Annotated in this window: 18 protein-coding genes; 9 read left to right on the top strand and 9 right to left on the bottom strand. The window is 58.8% G+C overall.

The window, feature by feature from the left end:
* Window positions 1-6: 6 nt before the first annotated feature.
* Genes AC1U7K_RS07885 through AC1U7K_RS07895 form a run of 3 tightly spaced genes read right to left on the bottom strand, consistent with a single transcriptional unit; the run spans window position 7 to window position 1008 of the window.
* A complete protein-coding gene (locus AC1U7K_RS07885) occupies window positions 7-282 on the bottom strand; it encodes a DUF507 family protein (RefSeq protein ID WP_480250530.1) in 276 nt (91 codons plus the stop codon).
* Window positions 283-334: 52 nt separating this feature from the next.
* Window positions 335-616 (bottom strand): DUF507 family protein, encoded by a 282-nt coding sequence (locus AC1U7K_RS07890; RefSeq protein WP_480250531.1) that lies wholly within the window; start codon window positions 614-616, stop codon window positions 335-337.
* 8 nt (window positions 617-624) lie between these two features.
* The gene (locus AC1U7K_RS07895) at window positions 625-1008 is read right to left on the bottom strand and encodes a cyclophilin-like fold protein (RefSeq protein ID WP_480250533.1); all 384 of its coding nucleotides are present in this window, start codon (window positions 1006-1008) and stop codon (window positions 625-627) included.
* Between the two features lie 129 nt (window positions 1009-1137).
* On the opposite strand from AC1U7K_RS07895, the gene AC1U7K_RS07900 reads away from it, so the two are divergent.
* The 7 genes from AC1U7K_RS07900 to AC1U7K_RS07930 all read left to right on the top strand — a co-directional run bounded on the left by AC1U7K_RS07900 (window position 1138) and on the right by AC1U7K_RS07930 (window position 12651).
* Window positions 1138-2007, top strand: a complete 870-nt coding sequence (locus AC1U7K_RS07900) for a Stp1/IreP family PP2C-type Ser/Thr phosphatase (RefSeq protein WP_480250534.1) — start codon at window positions 1138-1140, stop codon at window positions 2005-2007.
* Window positions 2004-2492, top strand: coding sequence for a hypothetical protein (locus tag AC1U7K_RS07905; protein ID WP_480250536.1), 489 nt, complete (start codon window positions 2004-2006; stop codon window positions 2490-2492). The genes AC1U7K_RS07900 and AC1U7K_RS07905 overlap by 4 nt, the downstream gene beginning before the upstream one ends.
* A gap of 130 nt (window positions 2493-2622) precedes the next feature.
* Complete coding sequence (locus AC1U7K_RS07910; RefSeq protein ID WP_480250537.1) at window positions 2623-3615, top strand: hypothetical protein; 993 nt, start codon at window positions 2623-2625, stop codon at window positions 3613-3615.
* A gap of 403 nt (window positions 3616-4018) precedes the next feature.
* On the top strand, window positions 4019-7528 hold the full coding sequence (locus AC1U7K_RS07915) for a PilZ domain-containing protein (RefSeq protein ID WP_480250539.1): 3510 nt from the start codon (window positions 4019-4021) through the stop codon (window positions 7526-7528).
* A gap of 254 nt (window positions 7529-7782) precedes the next feature.
* Complete coding sequence (locus AC1U7K_RS07920) at window positions 7783-10038, top strand: ATP-binding protein (RefSeq protein WP_480250541.1); 2256 nt, start codon at window positions 7783-7785, stop codon at window positions 10036-10038.
* Window positions 10013-11437, top strand: a complete 1425-nt coding sequence (locus AC1U7K_RS07925) for a sigma-54-dependent transcriptional regulator (RefSeq protein ID WP_480250542.1) — start codon at window positions 10013-10015, stop codon at window positions 11435-11437. The genes AC1U7K_RS07920 and AC1U7K_RS07925 overlap by 26 nt, the downstream gene beginning before the upstream one ends.
* Before the next feature lie 92 nt (window positions 11438-11529).
* Complete coding sequence (locus AC1U7K_RS07930; protein WP_480250543.1) at window positions 11530-12651, top strand: HD domain-containing phosphohydrolase; 1122 nt, start codon at window positions 11530-11532, stop codon at window positions 12649-12651.
* A 22-nt stretch (window positions 12652-12673) separates the two neighbouring features.
* On the opposite strand, the gene AC1U7K_RS07935 is transcribed toward AC1U7K_RS07930, so the two are convergent.
* Window positions 12674-13804 (bottom strand): GNAT family N-acetyltransferase, encoded by a 1131-nt coding sequence (locus AC1U7K_RS07935; protein WP_480250544.1) that lies wholly within the window; start codon window positions 13802-13804, stop codon window positions 12674-12676.
* A gap of 322 nt (window positions 13805-14126) precedes the next feature.
* Here AC1U7K_RS07935 and pepA point away from each other — a divergent pair, with 322 nt between their 5' ends.
* A complete protein-coding gene (gene pepA / locus AC1U7K_RS07940) occupies window positions 14127-14873 on the top strand; it encodes a flocculation-associated PEP-CTERM protein PepA (protein WP_480250546.1) in 747 nt (248 codons plus the stop codon).
* A 55-nt stretch (window positions 14874-14928) separates the two neighbouring features.
* Here the strand turns inward: pepA and AC1U7K_RS07945 are convergent, their stop codons facing one another.
* On the bottom strand, window positions 14929-16023 hold the full coding sequence (locus tag AC1U7K_RS07945) for a nitroreductase family protein (protein WP_480250547.1): 1095 nt from the start codon (window positions 16021-16023) through the stop codon (window positions 14929-14931).
* A 305-nt stretch (window positions 16024-16328) separates the two neighbouring features.
* Between AC1U7K_RS07945 and AC1U7K_RS07950 the strand changes: the two genes are divergently transcribed.
* Window positions 16329-17084: a PEP-CTERM sorting domain-containing protein gene (locus AC1U7K_RS07950; protein ID WP_480250548.1), complete on the top strand. Its 756-nt coding sequence runs from the start codon at window positions 16329-16331 to the stop codon at window positions 17082-17084.
* A gap of 4 nt (window positions 17085-17088) precedes the next feature.
* Here AC1U7K_RS07950 and AC1U7K_RS07955 read toward each other — a convergent pair whose 3' ends face one another.
* The 4 genes from AC1U7K_RS07955 to prsK form a co-directional block, all read right to left on the bottom strand.
* A complete protein-coding gene (locus AC1U7K_RS07955; protein WP_480250549.1) occupies window positions 17089-18000 on the bottom strand; it encodes a ThiF family adenylyltransferase in 912 nt (303 codons plus the stop codon).
* Window positions 18001-18030: 30 nt separating this feature from the next.
* The gene (locus AC1U7K_RS07960; RefSeq protein ID WP_480250551.1) at window positions 18031-19110 is read right to left on the bottom strand and encodes a cyclic nucleotide-binding domain-containing protein; all 1080 of its coding nucleotides are present in this window, start codon (window positions 19108-19110) and stop codon (window positions 18031-18033) included.
* 335 nt (window positions 19111-19445) lie between these two features.
* Window positions 19446-20822 carry a PEP-CTERM-box response regulator transcription factor gene (prsR, locus tag AC1U7K_RS07965; protein ID WP_480250553.1) on the bottom strand — a complete coding sequence of 459 codons (1377 nt, stop codon included), beginning with the start codon at window positions 20820-20822 and terminating at the stop codon, window positions 19446-19448.
* On the bottom strand, window positions 20815-22905 hold the full coding sequence (prsK, locus tag AC1U7K_RS07970) for an XrtA/PEP-CTERM system histidine kinase PrsK (RefSeq protein ID WP_480250586.1): 2091 nt from the start codon (window positions 22903-22905) through the stop codon (window positions 20815-20817). The genes prsR and prsK overlap by 8 nt, the downstream gene beginning before the upstream one ends.
* Window positions 22906-22931: the final 26 nt, after the last annotated feature.

A 22931-nucleotide genomic window follows, 5' to 3' on the forward strand; every position in this document is an offset into this window, starting at 1 on the left:
AGTCCCTCACGGTGTGTGGTGGCGACGTATTTCCTCTTCCGCGAACTTCCTGTACAAAACGTCCCATTCAGTGCTTCCCTCGAGAACCGGTCGCGAATACGAGGCAAGTCGCGCGCGGACCCGCTCATCGATCGCTTCTTCGGCCGCCAATTCCGTCGACAACACTCGTTTGATTTCGCGAAGCGCCTGTTCATCGCCGACGATACGGACGCCGGCAGTCTTTTTCAACGCGCCGAGAATCACGTGGGACAGATGGCTGGTTTTCTCATCGGTCAGCAACATCGCCAGAGGTCTTCAGCACGGGTGAATGGGATCCGATGCCTGCGTTTCGGAACTAGAGAATCAGGCCTCGTTCCTTGACCAGTTTGCTCTTGATCATCGTGAACATCTTCTGATAGTCCACGCGACCTCGCTCGATCTCGGATTCATACTGCTTCATCAGTGCGCGGACCTCGGCGTTGAGACGGTCCTCAACACTGAGTTCCTCTATGATCGCGGACTCCAGTGACTGCACGGCGATCTTGGGATCTCCCTCCATTGTCAGGTGGCCTTTTTGTGCCAAGGCGGCGACCACGGATTTGCTCAAATGGTGAATCCTGTCCTTGGACAACTTCATGTTGGTGATCAGGCCTTTTCAATCTTGATCCGGGTCGCATCCATCACTTCCCGCAATCGGCGAGCATCGCCTAGGATCCGCCCGACAATGTTGACGCGATCAGCGGGAACCGGGTCATCACCGGTACTCATCGGTGTCCGACCGAAAAACACCGCTAGCACCTGGCCGACCCCCCAAAAGGCAATATCCCCGACTTTGACCTGGGTGGTCGCCGTCTCTCGATAGTCCTTGACTCCCGGCAGCTTGAAATAGAACTCTTCGCCCCAGCTATTGATCGACGCGTCGATCGGCAGGGCGTTGTACACTTCATCCGCCGTCTTGTTGGCTTTCAGTTCCGCGTCGAGGGAAACGGCGCCGACGGTGATTTTGATCGTTCGGGGTCCCGATGGCATGGCACACTGAAAACGGTGACGGAATCTAACTTGTTTCCCCTTTGAAAGCAAGACTACAATCCCCCCCGGATCGACTCCTCCACGCCAGCCAGTGAGCTGATTCGAACTACTGAAGAACATGCCGAGGATGTGTTTACGCGACACCGCTGGACACTCAGCGCGAAAGTCGAGTATTTGGCCCATATGACGACGAACCATGGCCGGGCGCACAATTCGGGGTGGCGAGGTCTCGGAGAGTCACATATCGGCCGTGTGCGGCACTCGAATCAGGATGCCTTTGCCGTTCTGAATGAGGAGGCGGTCTGGGTCGTGGCCGATGGGATGGGAGGGCGCCCGGGAGGGGACGTCGCCAGCCGACTAGCCATCAGAGCGATGACCGACACCGTCACAAAGACACGGCCGAGGGACGGCTTACCTGAACGGCGCGAATGCCTGCGCGCCGCGCTGATAGCGGCCAATCAGGTAATTCACGAGGAGGCCGGCAGGAAGCCCGAACTCGCCGGCATGGGTACAACGGTGGTCGCAGTTACTATCGCCACAGCGCCTCGCCCCGTTGCAGTTATTGGGCACGTCGGCGACAGTCGAGCCTATTGCTACCGGCGGGGTGCACTGATCCAACTGACGCGCGATCATTCGTTTCTCGAAGACGCGGTGGCGGAAGGCTTGATGTCACTGGCAGAAGCATCGGCTCACCCTCTTCGCCATGTACTGACTCGAGCGCTTGGGACCGAACCACACGTTGAACCGGACATCGTGACGCATGTCCTGGAGCCCCGCGACCTTTTGCTTTTGTGTACCGACGGCCTGACCAAGATGCTCTCCGATGAGGTCATCGCCACAGTCGTCGCCGGCTCACCTGCATCCCTTCCATCACTTTGCAGTCGCCTCATTGAAGAAGCCAACCACCGAGGCGGAGAGGACAACGTCACGGTGATCGTCGTAAGAAATGATTTGACAAAGGCCTCCCAAGACGTTAGCTTCCCATCGGCCTCGCCATGAGGTTCAATCTCCTCAGCATGGTGCGTGTGCAGCGAACACCCAACTCCCTCCTCGTTTTTTCTTTCGCTGCTTGTGTCGCTCTTGGCTTTGTCGATCACAGTGCGGCTCAAGACACCGCCTCTTCGCCGAATCACGGTCCTGCACCGGACCTCAGTGGACAGTGGGACATTCAGGAAGAAGACAAGTCGTATCAGGCGACGCTCGACTCTCGCGGTAACGGTCCGTACACCTGGCAGGGCGGACGTATCACGACGATTGAAGTCGCCGATCGGAAATGGACTGGCAAGTGGGAGCAGCCCGGGAATGACCGTGAAGGCGGGTTTGAGCTGCTCCTATCGGAAGATGCAACCGAGGCGACGGGAGTATGGTGGTACACGCGCGTGGGAGACAGAAAGAATATCCCGCCTCGCCAATGGGGCGGACGCTACACCTGGAAGCGGCTCTCTTCCGAGTCACGGTCAACGGCCGATCCGCCTGCTCCATAAGTTATGGGCGTTCTCTCCAGCCTGGCCGCCCCGACAGCCTGATGCCGTTTTTTCCTACAGAACTACTACCTAATTGACTGTTATGGTCACCCCGGTGGCTGAGCCTACCCGATGGACAGGAGGAAAGAGGATGCCGATCGTCATACTGTGTGTCCTGTTAGCATGGTCCACTTCAGCGCTGGCCGGAGGCGCTCACGATCATCATTCAGTTCCAACCCTCAATAATCAGACGACCACCACGGTCACCATACAAGGCAATACGGTGACCCTGACGTTCGGGCCGATCGATTTGCCCTCCCCGCACGATGGTGAACTGGCTGCCAGCATGCCCAAGCATATCTTCGACTTGCCAAAGGACATGTATCTCGTCGGCTACAAGTCCGCGGTCTTCACCAAAGACGGTAAGCCCCTTCCCAAGAATTACCTGCATCACATTTTGATGCTGAATAATGACCGCGAAAGCGTTTCTTGCCCTGGGGAGCCGCTATTCTTCGCCGGTGCCGGTTTGGAAATGACGGAAACGCGCTTTCCACCCGGATATGGCGTCAAGTTGGGCAAGGGGCAGAAGCTCATGTCTATCGTCGCCTTTTACCATAAGGCACCGCCGACAAAAGACGTCATGGCGACATTTACCATGGAGATGGCGCCGGAAGGCACGCCCGTAAAAGAGATGGAAGTGTATCAGGTCGGCGTGAACATCGTATGCTACAGCAAGTTCGGCGAGCGCGGAAAAGATCAGACCGATGAAGGAATCGAAATCAAGCCGGGTGTGCACGTGCTGTCCGCACCACTTACATTCCGAATGGATGGGTGTGTGAAGTTTGCATATCCTCACGGCCACGATCAATTGCTCTTAATCACCCTGGAAGATATGACTGCTCGGCGAACGCTGCTTCGAACGGTACCCGACGTCGCTCAGGACGGGACCTTCCTGGCTTTCCAGCCGCATCAGGTCTACAGTGACTCACAAGGATTTTCGGTGAGGAGTACGCATGAATACCAAATGAGCATGGTCTATCATCATCCTCTCCATGATGCGGAGGTCCAGCACGGCATGGGCAACTACCTTCTCTACATGACGCCCGGTCCATGCAGCGGCGATCAAACCGCGTTCTCGAAATAAGACTCTTCCACCGGTACAGGAGAAATCGGAGTCCATCGTTCTTTCTCACGCAGCTTTCTCCTTTATTCACCCTGTCTTACGTTGACGACCGACGACCATCTTAGGTCGAAAGTCCAATTGAAGCGCACTCTATAGGTATGGCACGTTACGGCGGCAATTCGGCTGACATCATTACTGACGGCTCAGCAACTCGCGTGCGGAGGCTTGTCGGTTATTGTTGCGTTCTAATGGCACCGCTTCCCCTCATAGTTACTCTTATTCGACATGACTATTCCTTCACCCCAACCTCGCTCGTCCCGTCCCAATTCTGTCCTCGCCTTCTTTTCCTCTATTTGTAACGGCAGCGCCGGCCTCGGCTGCAGCCTCTCCTCCTTCTCGGCTCCATTCTTCTAGGGACGCCTCCATGCCACCCGACACGTTGGCTGTCCTTCTCGCGAGCAACGCCGCGGATGACATTATGCAGATCACGAAGAGGCTGCGTTCGTTTTATCCTGGGTGCCGGGTGGAAACGGTCTACAGCCTCGACGAAACGCTCGAATGGTCGACCAAACAGGATTGGTCGGTCATCGTAGTGGATCAGGCATTGGTGCCAGACGTTCCCGGTGCCATTCAACGGATTCGGGCGCGGGTGAAGCGCGCGACGGTCATCATGATTGGGAACACGGAGGATCCGGCATGGAGCTTGGAGACCATCCGACACGGCGTCGATTATTATTTGTTCAAGCATCCGTCGTTCCTTGCCGAGCTTCCACTCATCATTCTCGAGGTTCTCGAAAAGCGTGACGCCCGAACTCGACTCGAACTCACTCAGTATCGGTTCGGCCGCCTGGTCGACACTCTTACCGACGTTGTCTATGAGTTGGACCTCGACGGCCGCTTCGTCTATGTCAGCCGACAAATACGGCAGCTCCTGCACTACGAGCCGCAAGAACTGATCGGTCAATCCTATGCCGTGGTGGTCGCCGAAGACCGCGAGGCGGCGCGGTGGCGGTTCAACGAAAGACGGTCGGATACTCGTGCAGGCCACGGGTCCCGCGTTCGCGTACGGCACAAACAGCACGAGCAGCTGCCGGTGGATATCGAGGTCACGGCGCGGTCCTTATATGATCCCGACGGCCGCTTTCTTGGGACGATAGGCATTCTGAGACCCGTCACATCGATCATGGATCAAATGTCCTCAGGTTTTTCAGATTTCAAGACTCCGCTCGGTCAGATTGTGTCGACGGCGCGCACTCTGCTCGACCGAATAGAGCAAATGCCGGAACACCCAGCGCGCCTGCCGACTCCGGTCCCGTCTGAAACTCCAGTGGAGCAACCCGTTCCCGGACCCTCGATGCCAACAGAAACGGTGGGAGACCGAGGCGCCCCTGAACATGGCGAACGCCGTCGTGCCGCCCGTCTGGAAGTCCGCATAGACGTCAACATGACTTTCAATGGACGGACGTGGGAAGGCCACGCGGTCAATATCAGCGTCGACGGACTTTTCGTTGTTGTCGTCGGCCCACCGCCCATCCGGCCAGGCCAGCGTGTTCGCTTGGCGTTTGTGAGCGAAGTTGGCATTCTTGACATCAGCGGGGCGATTGCACATGTGCGACAGAACCCGGCTGCTCAAGACACCGACGCAGCGACGACAGGTGTCGCGATTCGTTTCTCAGCACTGACGGATGTCGAAGGCAAAGTGCTCGCGTCGCTGATCGAGGGGCTTCGCACCCAGTCCATTGCCATTACGTTGCGCGTGTTGATCGTTCCCGAGCAGTCTCCTTCCCAAGAACCGCCTCCGGCTCACACTGGGCGTGGGCCAAGCGATGAGCCATACGATCAGAGAGAGCGACGGCTGACGGTTCGTATTACTCTCTCTCTTCCTGTTTTGATCAGCATGGCCAGCGCTCACCCTTCTCATCACGCTCTGTTGATCAACATTAGTGCGGGGGGCGCCTGTATTGAGTTCTCGACGGCCGACGCTCGTCCTGAAGGGCGCATCACCATCCGGTTCGAGTCAACGGCACATCTAGACAGGCCGGGAGGCCCGGTAGATCGCAGTGACGGTGAACTGATCGGCGAAGTCGTTTGGACTAAGGTCTCGGATCAGCCGCGGCAGGGCATGTCGCCAGACGCCCGTCCTCGCGCCATGGTTCTTCACGTCGGCGTGCGATTCATCAACGACGCCGCCGCTCGCTCGCGGATCGAATATCTCATCACACGGTATCTGGCCTCGCCGACTGGTTCCGCCCGACGTCAAGGGCAGCGTTCCGTGCTCAGCGAACTCGTCTACTGCCGTACCCAGCAGGGACACCAAGTGGCGGTCTATCATGATTACGCTGAGCCGTTGCCTTCGGCTTGCCCTTTGGTCATCCTGTCGCCGGGCTATGGCGAGACGAAGACCGATTACATCGGACTGGCCTATTACTTTGCGAGGAACGGCTTCCACCTGTTGCGTTACGATCATACGAATCACATCGGCGAAAGCGACGGCGGGATGGTGTCGACCACACTCGGCGGTATGGCCGCCGACTTGCAGAGCGTCATCAGCTTTGCCGCTTCAACATGGCCAACTAGTCCTTTGATCATCGTCGGCGCCAACGTCTCGGCGAGAACGGCGCTCAAGGCGATCCGAGGCATGCCACACGTAAAGTTACTCGTCCTCCTCGGACCCGTGCTCGATCTTCAGCACGCTCTGAGAGCCATGCATCGCGAAGACGTTGTGGCGGCGGCTTTCGAGGGAAGGAAACAAGGGGTGACGAATGTTCTCGGCTTCAATATCGATGCGGACGCCTGGCTGCGAGATGCCATCAGGGAAGGCTATACGGACCTCGCCTCGACACTGAGGGACGCTGAGGCGCTCCGAATCCCTGTAGTCGTCCTCGCCTCTACGCGGGATCTTGGGGCGAGTGAAGACCAAGCCCGTGCGGTCAAACATGCGTTCCACAATTATCTGCTGGAATGGAGGACGGAGCCTGAGCCACTCCTCCGTGTGTTCGAACGAGGTCATGAGGCGGCCCCCCTGTTTCGAGCCATCGTGGTGCGGTGCCGTACGTGGTTCTATCCGCTTGCAGGCCAAGAGATCGCTGAACCGCCTGAGGAAGAAATCCACGAACAAATCCACATGGAGCGCGAGCGTCTCCGCCTCCACCATCAGATGACGAAGGCGAACCATATCAACTTTTGGCGCGACTATTTGGACCGGTCGCACTACTTGATCAATTTTTCGGACTATTGGCATCTCCTCGATCACATCTACCGTTTGCTGGCCCCCTTCGAACGGGAGATGCGAATCTTGGATGCAGGCTGCGGAAACGGGAATTTCGGCACCTTTTTGCTCATCGCCCGTTCCCTCCACTCGGAAACGCCGGAGAGCGGCCCTCGTGTCCATTACGTGGGCCTGGATCTTGTACCGAGCGGCCTTGATCAGGCGAGACAGAATCTCCTACGCGTGGCGGCAGAGTTGCGCGGAAAGTTTGCGGACGCCGTGCGACCGCAATCTGTCATGAGGGCGGCGCTCTTATGCGCCGATCTCGATTTCCAAGTTCCTATCCATGATCAGGCATTTGATCGCGTCGTGTGCAATCTGGTTCTCGGCTATCTCCGAGACCCTCTCTTTACGCTCCGGGAACTCATCCGGGTGTTAAGGCCAGGCGGCAAAGTCGTCATCACGCACTTCAAACCGGAGGCCGATCTTTCGCAAATTTACAGAAATTTTCTTACTCTTAGCCGCACGCCAACCGAGGTCGAGAGAGCGAAACAGATCCTCGAAGCGTCGGGCAATCTCACGCAGTGCGCACGGGAAGGTGGCTTTCGCTTCTTCGATCGCCACGAGCTGGCGGTCTTGCTCATGTCGGCCGGAGCAATACAACCGCGCATTTATTCGGCGTTTGCCAATCAAGCTTACATAGCGGTCGCTGACAGGCCGCTCTGACTCCCAGCAACCCTCCCCGTTCTTTCTTTCTTTCCTTAAACACTGTGACAAGCTACAACGCTCCAAGCGAGACTCCGTACTCGTCGTTATGAGTTCCGGTCGGCCGGATCGGCCGAACCTATTGAACTTCTTGCTGACTCTTCAAATTCGGCAGCTCCCCTCGGGGCACCACTTTCATCGTTCTGCAGCTATACTTATCGGGAGCCGCTCACGGCCTCATCGCCCTCGTCGGCTCGCGAACGCGTACGTCTTGTATGATACACAACCACCTGCTGAACAAAGCCCTCGCGTATAGTCTGCTCTTTCTGCTCGTCCTGATTCCGATATCACTGACCGTTGCCGTCTTGCAACGCGCCACGCAGTCGTCCGTTCCATCACTGGTTGGTGCTCTGGTCGCACTTGGCGCCGCACTCTGGGTCATTTCACATGGCACACCGTCCAAATGGCGACGTCTGCTCGTGCTGGCTGCGCTCGCATGGAGCATCACCTGCCTGGCCGATTTCCTCGCATACTCGTCGTCCGTTCTGAACGAAGCGGATGGATGGTACCGAATCGGGTACATTGGCATCATTGCTTTGCCAGCCATTCTTTTTCGCCTGACGACACTGACAACATCGGCTGTCCTCGGAGTTGTGCCTGCCGTCTACGCGGCTTGCGGGCTCTTACTCGGCCTGCTCTTCACGCCCCTGTTGCTCACAGAAGCGCGCTCGTATTTCTGGGGATTTTATCCCCAACACGGCTCGCTCCATGCGCTATTGATTGTATATTGGGCGGGCACGGGGGCCGTCAGTCTTGTGCTCCTCCTTCGTCGCGCCTCGCGATCGACGACGGAGTCCGATTCATCGACCACCCGGCGTCAGTCTTGGCTCCTTGCAATCGGATGGCTCGCCGTGATCGATTTCCTGCCGAGCTACGGCATTGAGATCTACCCTTTCGGCCGGCTGCTTGGCGTCTTCTCGATCGCCTGCCTTGCCTATGTCTCAATTAAGCCGAGCAGCCGTAGAGTTTCGTTCTCCGGCGACAGCCGCAACGTCTTGCCCTATCTTCAAGCACTGTCGTTGCTCCTCCTCTTCTATTTGGTCATCCTCGGAGTGATCCGACTGTTTACGGGGGTGTTGGCGTACGAGTTGGCCGGTATTCTCCTTGCCACGAGTACGATCTTCGCCGGCCTTTTGGCCTCGATCCAACAGCATATGGAAGCCATGGTGCGGAAAGCTTTGTTTAAGGAGAAGGAGGCCTACGACACATTGACTGAATTCAGTAGAGCGATGGTGTCGATCCTGGATCTTCCCACGTTGACCCAAACGATCCTCATGACGCTTGAGAAAGTCCTCCACCTTCAGACGGTATCGCTGTTCCTGTTAGACAACGAGAAAAATGTGTACGTGCTGTCCGGATCACGGGGAGGAGGGCTCGATCGTCTGAAGGCCTTGAAGTTTTCCGCGGCGGACGACGCTCCACACTATCTTCGCTGCTCGCAAGGCATTCTGGTACGTAAAGAAGTCGGCCGCCAGGTACAGTCGTCAGGAGCGGAATCGCTTCGGCGATGGCTCGAGTCGATGGAATCCGAGGTCTGCTTGCCATTGATTAACAAGGATCGGCTGATCGGCTTCATTAATTTGGGACCCCGGCAGAATGCCCTGGAGTATTCAGAGCACGAGCTGCACCTCTTAACGACGTTGGCTCAAAATGCTGCCATTGCCTTGGACAATGCGGTTCTGTATACCGACCTGAAGCGATCACAAATGCTCATGCGACGAACCGACCGCTTGCGCTCTCTTGAAACCATCGCCGGCGGGTTCGCCCATGAGATTCGAAACCCGTTGACCTCGATCAAGACGTTCATTCAACTGGCGCCAGGCAGAAGAGAAGACGAGCAGTTCATCGGTCAATTCAGCCAAGTGGTTATTGAAGACGTCTATCGGATTGAGCGGCTGATTCATGAAATTCTTGATTACGCGCGCTACCGAGAACCAAAGTTTCTTCCTGAGGATTTGAACGACGTCGTGTCGTCCTGCCTGTATTTCATAGAAGTCAAAGCCGGCAGCAAGGGCATCGTCATTGACAAACAGCTGGCCGTCGATCTGCCCGCCGTCCACATGGATCGACAACAGATCAAACAAGTCCTGCTGAATCTGTTCCTCAACGCCATGGACGCCATGGCGAATCGCGGCGGGCGTCTCACGGTTCGGACCCATCGGATGGAAAAAGCGGATGGACTATGGGTTCAAGTCGAGGTCGCCGATACCGGGATGGGGATTGCTCCTGGGAACCTCGAACACATATTCGATCCTTTCTACACCACGAAGCACGAGAGCGGGGAACGAGAAGGGACCGGGTTAGGGCTGACGATCGTCCATCAGATCGTGCAGGAGCATCGCGGATATATCGAAGTGGAAAGCGCGGTTGGAGCAGGCACGACGTTCTTCGTCAATCTTCGGATGGATCCATTGGCTATCGCCTTCTCACAGGAACACAAGGAACATGAAAAAACGGGTCTTGCTAGTTGACGACGAGTCGAGCATCCGGAGCTCCATCAAAATGGTGCTCGAGCCCACCTATGATGTGCTCTGCGCCGGAGACGGTGAGGAGGGTCTTACGCTATTTCACAGCCACTCACCCGATCTCGTGCTTCTGGACATCATGCTGCCCGGACGCGACGGCCTAGAAATTCTCGCCGCTATCCGAAAAGAAGACACCCGAGTTCCAGTGATCATGCTCACGGCGACCAAGACCGTCAAGACAGCCGTGGATGCGATGAAAATGGGCGCGGCCGACTACGTGACGAAACCGTTCGACGTCGATGAACTGCGGCTGACCGTCGAAAAGGCCGTGCAGACGCGGGAACTCGAACGCGAAGTCCACTACCTTCGCGCACAGGTCGTCCACCGGTACGGCTTTCACAACCTGGTGGGAAAAAGCCCGGCTATGCGTGAAATCTACTCGAAGATTGCGCAAGTGGCGGATACGCGCACGACGGTGTTGATCACCGGTGAAAGCGGCACAGGGAAAGAATTGGTGGCGCGCGCCCTTCACTACAACAGCAGCCGTCGCGAACAGCCGTTCATCGCCATCAATTGCGCGGCCCTGCCGGAAACACTCATCGAAAGCGAGCTGTTCGGTCATGAAAAGGGCTCGTTTACCGACGCGCAAGCCAGGCGACTGGGGCAATTCGAGTTGGCGCACGGAGGCAGTTTGTTCCTTGACGAAATAGGCGATTTGAGTCTGCCGACCCAGGCCAAACTCCTTCGCGTGTTACAGGAACGCGAATTCACTCGGATCGGCGGCACGCAGCCGATCAAGGTCGATGTGCGAATCATGGCGGCCACGAACAAGAACCTTGAAGAGCTGCTGCGACGCAAAGAGTTCCGGGAAGATTTGTATTACCGGATCAACGTTGTCTCCCTCTACTTACCGCCACTGCGGGAGCGCCGTGAGGACATTCCCTATCTCGCGAAGCATTTTTTGGCGCGCCGGTTGGAAGAAGACAAGCGCTCCAGCCAAGAGTTTTCCAAAGAGACGCTCGAGACGCTGGCGAAGTATCACTGGCCGGGGAACGTACGAGAGCTGGAAAACGTCGTCGAACAGACGATCGTGTGGTCAGCAGGGGGACGGATTGAGCCGGAACACCTGCCCGTCTCCCTTCGCACTGGCATTCACGCCGAACTGCTGAAAGGAGAGACGCTCTCAGGACGCCTCTCACTCGAAAAAGCCGTCATGGAGTTCGAACGCGACATCATCCTCGATGCCCTAAGAAAGACGGATTACGTACAGACGCACGCGTCGGCGCTGCTTGGGATCAGTCGTCGGATGCTCAAATACCGAATGGACATGCTCGGGATTCGTCGGGATGACACCCCGCCTTCAGAAGAGACGGTGCCAGGGGAGCGCTTTGATGTCGTCCATTGATCGCATGGCGAGCAAGTTCGGGGAGAGTTGGTTTTCTTGACAAAACTCGTCCCCGGAAGTATACGTTCTACATATAATACGTAATTGCCGCAATGTCTGTCGCTCCCCACAGGCCTACTATTCTCATTGTCGAGGACGAAGTCGGTCCGCGCAACGCGCTCCAAGTAATTCTCCGCCCCTTCTACAACCTGCAAACGGTGGACAACGGTCGAGAGGCGTTGGAAATTTTGAAGGAAGAACGGATCGATCTGATTACGCTCGACATGAAACTCCCGGATCGGTACGGCCTCGACTTGCTGCAACAGGTCAAAGCAGAGCATCAGGACGTCGAGGTGGTGGTCATCACCGGCTACGGGAGTCTGCAGTCAGCGATGGATTCAGTACGGTACGGAGCCGCAGCCTACCTCCTCAAGCCCTTCAATGTGACGGAGCTGCTGGCCATCATCAACCAGGCGTTGAACAAGAAGCAGCGTCTGGAAGTCCTGCGGCAGTATCTCGCCGGTCCGGACAGCCTCTGGGCCACCGAAGAGGAAGCGGCGGAAAGTTGGGGACAGCTCAAGCGCCGCTATCAGGATGTGCGCTCGCAGGTCAAAGGCGATGCGCCCTCCGCCGATGCCGCCGATATTACCCCGCTGCTTGCCGAACTGCTCGAAGCATATGACCGAGAGCTGTTCAATCATTCGAACCGAACGAGCTTTTATGCGGCGTTCCTGGGGAAACAATTGACTTTGACGGAATCCGAACGCAAAGCACTGCCACTCGGCGCCTTCTTGCATGACATCGGCTCCCTTGCGCTAACCCGGTCTACGGGTCGGCTGGACGGTGAAAACCGACAGGGCGATCTGCTGCACCATCCTGAAATCGGCGCCAGGATGATTTTGCCGCTGGGGCTGCCGGCGGAAGTCGGCCAGATCATCCTCTATCATCACGAACGCTACGACGGGTCCGGGTACCCGTATGGGCTTCAAGGTGAAGGTATTCCGTTACTCGCGCGCATCGTCTCCATCGCACAGGCGTTCGATCATCTGACAGCCGAGCATGGAACGCAGCAGCCGCTTGGCGTCGAGGAAGCGATTCACCGGATCCGCGAAGAAGCCGGGAGTCGCTTCGATCCAGGGATAACCGAACTCCTCGCTCGCGGCGTGCGTGAGAGTGCGACCTCGCTACCGACATTGGCGGCCTCCTCTCGCCACTCGTTCATTCCTGAGCTCTAGTTCATACATCAGGCTCAGTAACTTACACCGTTACGTCTTGAAGCCGATTGGCGACGAGCCGGGCGAGATTGCGATACAGTTTTGCGGCGGTCACGGGCTCCGTCATAGTCAATCGCTCGAGCGCTTTCGCACTGAGCACGAGCAGCCTGGAATCTTCGACCGCCGTCACCGTGGCATAGCGAATGTGTTCGGTTAAGAACCGAATCTCCCCGAAGCTCTCCCCGGCTTCAAGCAGCTTGACGATCCGCACTTCACCGAAGGGCCCTTGCACCGTCCCCGTCACCTGGAATCGGCCAGACAGGATCACAAAGAGCTCTCGACACGGATCCGCGACGTTGAGGACCACATCGCCTTCTCGGCAGGGCACGAGATGCCCGACGGACGTCACGCTCTTCATTTCCTCATCGCTGAATCCATTGAGAATGTCACAACGCCGTTTTCGATCCGATAGGGTCAACAATCGATGTTTCAAGACGTCCCAGAACTCTTCCACATCGCATACTGCCGACTGAACGTCAGTGGCAAACCCGGGAAAGCGGGACAGTAAGAGCTCAGTGCCATCTGAAGAACGCGGATAGTCTTCTGCGATGGTCGCAAACGGCGACCGAATCCGGTCCAAGTAATCCGCATCATCAAGCACCAATACCATTGGGACAACGTAGGTGTACTTCGGATGGTTGAACCCCGGTCGGTAGATTCGGTAGCCGAGCCGACTGTAGAGCGGCAGAAGCCGGGGGTGGCAGTCGATGAAGTCAAATCGAATGGCATGATCACGAGCGAACGTAAACATGGCGCACGCCAGATTCTTCAAGAGATGACTGCCCCGCAGCCCGGGATGAACCGCCATTCGGGAACTCATGCTCACATGATCGGGAAACGCTGGCTCGAACCGCTTCAGCTCGAATTGAGATTCGCATTCGAACGGACCATCTCGGCGAAACAAGAGTCTGGCGCATCCTACCATCCGGCCGTCCTGGGACGCATAGAAGTGATGCGCGTGCACATCCCAGTCGTCGGAAAACTGTCGAGCGTGAGGGTCGGCTTCCGAATGCCGCTCCCGTCCCTCCATCTCCTCGATGTAAATGTCGTACCGTAGCCGGTAAATCTCTTCGCGCTCTGCCTTACTGCTGGCGATTTGCACAGTGCCTCGCATAGCCCTCCTTCGGACCATTGCCCCGACGATGCACCTCGGACGTGCCGCCGCTCTAATTGACAGGGGACTTGGAAGAACTACCGCATCGCACGAAATCCGGACTCGCTAACCATTCGGTTCTGAAAGACCTTGAAGGATTTTTCTTCCTGATGCTCCAGTCGTCTGCTGCCAAGAGCACCTGACACTTAGGTAACAGCTCTGAGAAGGCCTCACTCTGATTTTTCGAAAGTACCACTACTTATGACATTGGCACGGCCTCTGCTTTTTGACTCTCCATCGATGCGCGCATCAGTGGGGGTCAATTACACAAGGAGGTTCACCAATGTTCACCAGAGGACTGCAGGCCGGTTTCATTGCGGCCTTCGGGGCGATACTCGCGACGTCGCCGGCTGAGGCGTTGACCAGTTTTACGGTCAATCCATCCGCCGTCGGCGCACCGCAGTCATCGTTCTCGGCATCTCTCGTCGACTTCAGCTATGAAGCGACCGTCAACCAGCAAACAACCGGTGGTGCGTCAACCTGTACCGTCGCCAATCCGTGTAACTTCCAGGAGACGGGGACGGCGTCGTTCAGCAACTTCAAGACGGACTTCACGACGCCGGTGATCAACAGCGGTCTGAACGCGAGCCCCGGATATACATTGACCGGCACATTTAGCGGCGCCGGAACGGCGATTCCCATATCCGGTGGCAGCATTCAAGCTGATTTCAACTCGTTCAGTCTGTCGCTCTTTGCCAACGGCACTCTCGTGGGCCATTCGACCGGCCTGATTGCCGGACAAGCTCACGTCTTCGGCCCGGATCTGGCCAAAGGCGACTTCCATGTCGTCGTCCAATTCCAACCGGACGGCGGCTTTTTCAGCGGTCCGTTCGTGCTGGGCTTGAACACGGCGGATTTTGCTGGGAACAATACGACGGTCACTGGCGTGACGCTCGGAACCTTCACCGGCGCGACGATTCGCGGATCCGGCGACCTGACGTTCAACGTGGTCCCGGAGCCGTCTTCACTGCTCTTGTTGGGCTCCGGGCTAGCGGGCCTTGGCTGGCTGGGCCGTAGAGTTCGGCGATAGTGCATGCGGCAGAGCCCTTCCTCATCCCGGGGAAGGGCTTTCCGCGCCGCGGGCCTCACAGCATCATCTCCTCGACCGGTCGCCGCACTGACAGGCCTCCGACCGCAGGAGCTCGGCCAAGGCGAAACAGCATCGCCCCTAATCCGTCGGGCACGAGATCCCTGATGTGCTCTCGCAGTTCGCGCAGCAGCTCCAACTGCGAGGGCAAGAACCTCTCCATGCCCTCCTCTTGGAAGCGCTGATCCAAATAGAGACCGACGGGCATCGGATGTGTCTGCCACTCTTCTTGCTGCGCGCCGATCCACAGCCGTTGAACTTGCTCGCCGGCTCGCATCCAGGCTTCCGCCGACGGCCCATTCGTGGTGACCAACACGAGAGCGCCCGATGCCTTGGCCAAGAAACCCGATTGAGCGGCTAATAGGCGGATCAAGCCCCACCGCGACAGGCGTTGCATTCGCGACCACGGCCGGAGCGAGCGCAAGACCAGGGCGCCGAGCGGGCCCAACCCCAGCCGGTCCACCTCAAGACCCGTCCGCGTTTCTTCCGCCTCCGCCTTCGTGAATCGCAGCTTCGCAAACAGCTCCTCGTGAATGACCGGATGCGAGAACCGGATGCGATCGGCTAGCGTAATCACCTTCGCCCACCGGGCGATGTCGCGCCGTGAGTCAAAGAACCGGACCCCGGTGCCGGCCACCGGGTCACGGGTGAGTCTGGTGACGAGCGAGGGACGAGGCCGGTACGGAAGAAACGGACGGCGATTGACAGTCCGTTTGAACATCGCTTGCACGGTTTCCCGGGCGATACGGGCAGCGCCGTGGGTCGAAAAGGTCAATTCAGCGGCGACTGGCGTGTCGGCGTACGTCCGATACGAGACGGCCACCGTTCTGCCTTCACTCCCCGCCTGGACTCGAATGTTTTCAATCACGGCTCCGACCGACAGATACGTGGCGCGATGCCGGTAATCGAAGAAGCTTCTTGCGCGGTCGGGAACGATACGAATGGCCAGGCGATCGTGACTGGAAAAATCAAACACCCAGGGCTGGCAGTTGTCCCCGGAAGGCGCTCGAATCGCCGCACTGAGAACGCGTCGCTGGAAATCGTCCAAGCGGGGTGCGCGCACCGCGTCTTCCATCATCGCCACATCAGGCATTCAACGCGACGCCGCCGAGGCCCGGTATAAGGAAAATACGGTGTGAAGCTAGGGCGACGCAGCAGCGTGGAACTCTGCTAAGCGAGCAAGAAGTCTGAATGTTTAGAACATCAACATCTTCGCACCGTCCGGCGCTTGCCAGGGACCGGACAGTCGCGTCGGAAAACTTGACGCCGTCTGTCATGCTCGCTTCACATGATGCAGAAGCCATCGTTATCTCGTGAAAGTTATCACGGCACATCGTCTGCATGAACGAAGACAGGCGCAGCTAGAACCACGAGGAGGAAAGGATGTTGTCTTCAAGCATGCGACGTTTTGCATCACTGACGGTCATGGTCGGCACGGCGGTCGGTCTCGTGCTGACGGCCTCGTTCGCGGGAGCCGTATCTTTCACCGTCAATCCATCCGTCGTCGGCGCTCCACAGAGTTCGTTTTCCGCGGCGTTGGTTGACTTCAGCTACTCGGCGACGGTGAACCAAACGGCCCCATCCGGCACATGCACCACGGCAAGTCCGTGTACGTTTACCGAGACCGGCAGCGGTTCATTCAGCAACTTCAAGAGCAACTTCACGACACCGGTTATCAATTCCGGCTTGAATCAGTCGCCTGGCTACACGCTGACGGGTCAGTTCACCGGCAGCGGCACCGCAGTGCCCGAGGGCACGGGTATTAACGCGACATTCAATTCATTCAATCTCCAGCTGTTTGCGAACAGCACGCTCGTCGCCCAATCGACGGGCCTCGTCCAAGGCCAGGCGCACGTGTTCGGGCCTGATTTGGCCAAGGGCGACTTCCACGTCGTGCTCAACATCAATCCGGTCGGCGGATTCTTCAGCGGGCCGTTCCAACTCGGACTGAACACGGCTGACTTTGCGGGGAATAACACCAACGTCAGCGGTTTCAGTCTCGGCAGCTTTCAGAACGGCCAGATTCAGGGATCCGGCAACTTGACCTTCAACGTCGGCCAGACACCTCCCGCGATCCCGGAACCGGCGACGTTACTGCTGATCGGAACCGGCCTCGCAATGCTCGGCGTCGCCCGCCGATCATTCTCCAAATAGCGGCTTACATGCCGACCGCTCGCTCTTCCTCCCTGGAGGGGTGAGCGGTCGTCCCACGCTGCACCAACCGACGCTTCATCATCCACCGCTTGAACCGCTGCCCAAGTTGTCGATTGCCCCGACGCAGATATCCTTTCACATAGCGGTGGAGATAGGGGTCGAACTGAAAATATCTCGGCGCGCTCCACGCCGGCCTCCGACCCAGCAGCACATTCAACGTCTCCACGCCGATCAACGCGCTGGAAAGCTGACAAGCAATGGCCGACGATGGACCGGTACCCGCATTCACGTTGACCCGGCTCAAGTCCAGGTAGCGGAGATGCAGTCCCCGCGGCGCGAGGCCGACGATGAAGGCGACTAACTGATCGAGCCGGGACATCCCATCGTGCAGATCGAAGAATTCATCAAAGCTCATGCCGGTGGGAGAGAAGATATGGAGCGTCGCGCCGAATCCCAACGGGCCGGAGGTCAACGCGTACAGGCCTCGATCCCGCGCGGTGCGAAAGAGCAGGCGACGCGCCTCAATGGCGAAAAAGTCGATGCCGTCCAGGACCACGTCGACCCCTGACACGAACTCCTCGCTGTTCTTTTCCGTCAAGCCTTCGGGGAAGACCCGCAACGACACCTCGGGGTTGATGCGTCGCACAATGTCAGCCATGACGTCGACCTTCGTGCGGCCGATGGTCTGGATCGTCGCGCCATACTGCCGGTTGAAATTCGGAATTTCGAAATGATCGAGATCGGCGAGATGAAAATGCCCGATTCCGAGCCTGGCGAGCGTGACCAGATGAACACCGCCGACGCCCCCCATTCCAGCGATCGCCACGCGTGACGCGCGCAGTCGGGCCTGCTCTTCGGGAGTGACGAGTCCGAGATTGCGAGAGAATGCGAGATCGTACTCCCACCCCTGGCTCATAGTCCCCGGCGAGCGAAGCGATTCATGCTGCTACCCCGGTGGTTGAGCGGCGGCGGGACAGAGACGCGAGACGACGATTCGTGCGATGTTGCGAAAGACTTTGGCCGCGACCTTCGGCGAGGTGATGACGAGCCGGTCCATCGCCTTGGCATTCAGCACCAGGAGGACCGACGGCTCCATGGCGACGACCGATGCGTAGCGGATTTCTTCGGTCAAAAACCGAATCTCCCCGAACAGATCACCGGCCGCCAGCGTCTTGCACACCTGGATCTCTTCCTCGTCGGAATGCCGGATGCGTCCGGTAACCTGAAAGCGACCGTCCAGGATCAGAAACAGCTCCCGTCCGGGGTCACCGGCGCGTAACACGGCATCGCCGGCGCGGCATGGCACGTAATGGCCAAGCGACGCGAGCATCCGGACGTCGTCCATTGTCAACCCATCGAGCATCTCCGACCGCGCCTCTTGCCCCGAGAGCAGCCGCTGGAGCAGGACCTCGGGAGACGGTTGTTCGACTTGGCCGCATTCCGATACGGCGGCTGCCGCAGGAAACTGTTCGAACAGGAGCCGGCGGCCGTCGGCGGAGCAGGCGTAGCGGCGGCCGATCGGCGCAAAGGGCGATCTCACCTGCTCCAAATGTTCGATGTCATCGACCACGAGGACCATCGGGACCACGTACGTGTATTGGGCATGGTTGAATCCGGGCCGATAGGCGCGAAACCCCAATCGCGAATACAACGGCAACAGCCGGGTGTGACAATCGATGAAGTTGAACTGAATGTCGTTGTCGCACAGGAACTGATACATGGCGCACGTCAACTGCTTGAGGATATGACTGCCCCGCCGTTCCTGGTGGAGGACCAGCCGGGACGTCATCGCAATGCGCTTCGGAAAGGCCGGGGCAAATCGCTCCAGGTCGAAATGCTCTTCACACTCGAACGGCCCGTCGGTCCGCTTCAAGATCCGCGCGCACGCCACGATACGGCCGTCCTGCTCGGCATAGAAGTGATACGCACGATCGTCCCATTCGTCCCGCAATTTCCGGTGCGTCGTATCGGCCTCCGCATGCCGCTGGGCGCCGCCCATCTCTTCGATGTAGACCTGGTACCGCAAGCGGTAGATCGCCTCGCACTCATCGCGGCTTTGAGCCAGGCGAACCGAGAGCCCCCGATCATTGCTGTACGCATTCCCGGTCGAGGAGTGGTACGAACGGTCGCAAACGTGGGCAGTTCGTTCTACGGAAGGGTTTTCCTTTATACGCGTCGCCGAGGATCTGAGGTGAGCGTCAGAGGCGTCGTGAACAGATGAGACATGCCTGTTCATGAAATGTGGGGACACTGCGAGGAACGCCTTTTTTTAACGAGGCGGGAAAACTTTGTCAAGCGATATCCCTTCGGCGAGAGTCGCCGTGACGCACTGTGGAGTCCGACAGCGGGCATGTTGCCCGCTTATTGCAACTCGGGCACGCCTTTGTTCTTGTCTAATCCGTACTTGTGCATCGATTCGTGAAGCGCTTGACGAGAAATTCCCAACTCCTCGGCGGCTCGCGTCACGTTGCCGTTCGTCCGTGCCAAGGCCTGCCGTATCAAATTTTTTTCGAACTGCCAGCGCGCTTCACGCAACGTCAGATACGGCTGCGGCGGCGGCGCCACAGACAGCTCCAAATCGGCCGCCTGCAGCATCGTTCCGTGGGCCATGACGACGGCCCGTTTGATCCGGTTTTCCAGCTCCCGCACGTTCCCGGGCCACCCATACGCCCGGATCGCCTCGCGTGCCTCATCGGACAATCCCGTGACCCGCGCATTGAGTTGATCGCGATACCGAAGGAGAAACGCCTGCGCCAGGAACACCGCGTCTTCGTCCCGATCACGGAGCGGTGGTACCTGAAGTTGCACGACGCTCAGCCGGTAATAGAGGTCCTTGCGGAACGCCATTCGCTCCATCGCCTCCGTGAGATTCGCGTTCGTCGCGGCGACCACTCGCGTGTCGACGGCGATGGATTCGCGCCCCCCGACCCGTTCCACCTTCTGCTCTTGCAGAAACCGCAGGAGTTTGACCTGCAGCGGCAACGGCAATTCGCCGATCTCGTCCAAGAACAGCGTGCCGCCCTGCGCCATCTCGATCCGGCCCTTGCGCTGCATGTGCGCTCCGGTGAAGGCGCCTTTCTCGTGGCCGAACAACTCGCTTTCCAACAGCGCATCCGGGATGGCCCCGCAGTTGATCGCGATGAACGGCTTGTCGCGCCGCGGACTCTCATGATGGATCGCCCGGGCCACCAACTCTTTGCCGGTGCCGCTCTCGCCGACAATGAGGACCGCCAGGTCGGAGGCGGCCACGCGGCGGATCGTGTCGAACAGCTGCTGCATCGCGGCACTCGTGCCGATGATCCCTTGGAAGCCGTCTTGGACGGCTTGCTGCTGCAGCCGCCGATTTTCATGCTCGAGCTGATGAACGTAGTTTGCCCGCTCCAAGATGAGCTTCAAGGTTTCCAGATGGACCGGCTTCTGCACGAAGTCATACGCGCCTCGCTGAATCGCGCTGAGCGCATTGGCGCGGTCGCTGTTGCCGGTCAAGACTACGACCTTCGTCAATTGATCGATCGCGAGAATCGCATCGAGCAAGGCGAGCCCTTCCGTCGCATCGTCCGGGTGGGGCGGCAGACCAAGGTCCAGCGTGACGAGCGGCGGCCGCTCCCGCTTGATGTACGCCAGCGCCTCCCTCGTGGTCCCCGCCAATTGCACGGCGTACGTATCCTCCAGCGCCCAGCGCAATTGATCTCTGATTTCGGCATCGTCGTCGACGATCAGCAACCCCGCTTTAGCCATGTCCCGCTCCTTGTCCTCGCTCTGCATGCAGACGGATGATGAACCGCGTCCCCACTCCTTGTTCGCTCTCGACATCCAGCGTGCCGTGGTGGGCCTGAAGAATCTTTCGGCATTGATACAGGCCAATCCCCAGCCCTCGCCCCTTGGTGCTGCGGAACGGTCGAAACAGCGTGGCGATCGTCTCCGGCTCCATGCCACAGCCGTTATCTTCGACGATGACTTGCGCGACATCGCCGATCGCATCGGTCTTCACCATAATGCGGCCGCTCTGCCCGACCGCGTCTTGGGCGTTCAAAATCAGGTTCAGCAGAACCTGTTGCAATTGGTCGGGATCGACGTTGACGAGGGGCACCGGTTTCGCATCGCGAATCAGCGGCGCCCCGCCGTGTTCAAACCCTTTCAGCACGTCATCGATCAAGCGATTGAGGTCCACGACCTGCAGCTTTGGACGCGGGTCCCGCGAGAGCGCCGCGACGGTGCCCATGAGGCGCGTCATCTTTCCCACCGTCGTTCCGATCGTCGCGATGGCCGCACGCTGAAACTCGGGGTTCGCGCCATGGCGCTCGGCGTTCTGGACGATCAGCGAGAGCGTCGCGGTAAAGTTTTTCAGGTCGTGGAGAAAAAAGGCCGAGCATTCATAAAACCCTTCCATCTCGCGGGCGAGAATCAACCGTTCGGCGAGCGTCAAATGCTGGAGCCGATCGGCAACCTGGGCCGAGACGCAGCGGAGCAGATCACGGTCTTGTTGCGAGTACCCGTGGCCGTCGGCCCGCGGGCCCAGCATGATCCATCCAATTGGCCGACTGCCGGCGCGGAGCGGGACCAGCAGGGCGGCGGACGTTCGGCGCATTTCGTCGTCGAGAGACGCCGGCATGGCACCCGATGCCGCCGGCAGCTCGATCCCCTCCGGGTGCTCTTCCAGCCACCGTCGGATCTCTCCACGATCAGTCATCCGTATCGACCGCGGGAGCCCGCCGAGGCTCGCGAGATGGAGCCACGTGTCGGAGTCGCCCTCCGCGTTCATCCAGATGCCGGCGGTTCGCGGGCCGAAGAGGCTTTTGCACAAACTGATCGCGCGGCCGCCGATCTGCTCGGCATTGCCCGGCGCGCTGATCGTCTCGGTCACCTCCAACCATCGCGTCCGGTAATCGTACGTGTGCGCGAAGAAATGCCGCTCGACGAAGCGGCCGAGCACCTGCCGAGCATGCGCGGACAACAGCACGAACACCACCCCCGTCACGGCGAGCACGACGAACAACGCGCTCAGGACGAGACTTCCCGGCAGCCCGGAGCCACGGATGAACCACGCAATGAGACCCGTGCCGGCCAGCACCCCGCCGACGAAGAGAAACGTCAGGGAACTGGAGACGACCTTCTTGGACACATAGATGTGCACATCCGGCCTGGCTCGATGCACCAGCCCGTAGCCGATCAACCCGCACGCGACCGTTGAGACGATCGCGCTGAGCCAGGCCAGTTCCCGATGCCACACCAAGTACAGGAGCAGGTCCGACATCTCATAGAGAAAGTACATACTGACGAGACCGACGCCAACCACGGGAAATTTGATGTACCATCGCGCCTCCTCGTCGGCCTCACGGAACGTCTGCTCAAGGTTGGCGAGAACCAGCACCTGCGCGATGAGATAGACCCCTGCGAACGATCGTCCGAGCCAGCCGAAGCGCACGGTGTCGGACCCGCTCACGCTGATCAGCGCCTCCGAGCCGAGCAGACCGAGCACCATCAGCATCGAGGCGGCGCCGACGGCCAGGATCGGCTTCCAGTCCCGCAGCGTCTCCCGATCGTTGGCACGCGCAAAGACCAGCGAGAAGACAAGCCAGGCCAGCGGCATCACGACCTCGCCGCCGATGGCGACCCGGCGCCACAGGAGCAGGTCGGCGGCGGATTGCGCGGCCAGGCTCATCGCATTGCCAAGATGAGTCACACCGAGTGCGGCAAGCGCCGTGGCGAGCGCCCAATGGACGAGTTGCCGTTGCTTCCGCGCGATGACGAGAAACGCCAGCACTTCACACGCGGCAACCGCGACGAACGACAATGCGATGTGTAAGGCCGCCTCGTGCATCACCACGGCGTCATGATCTCCGCACC

The organism is Nitrospira sp. Vd2, from assembly GCF_979581665.1.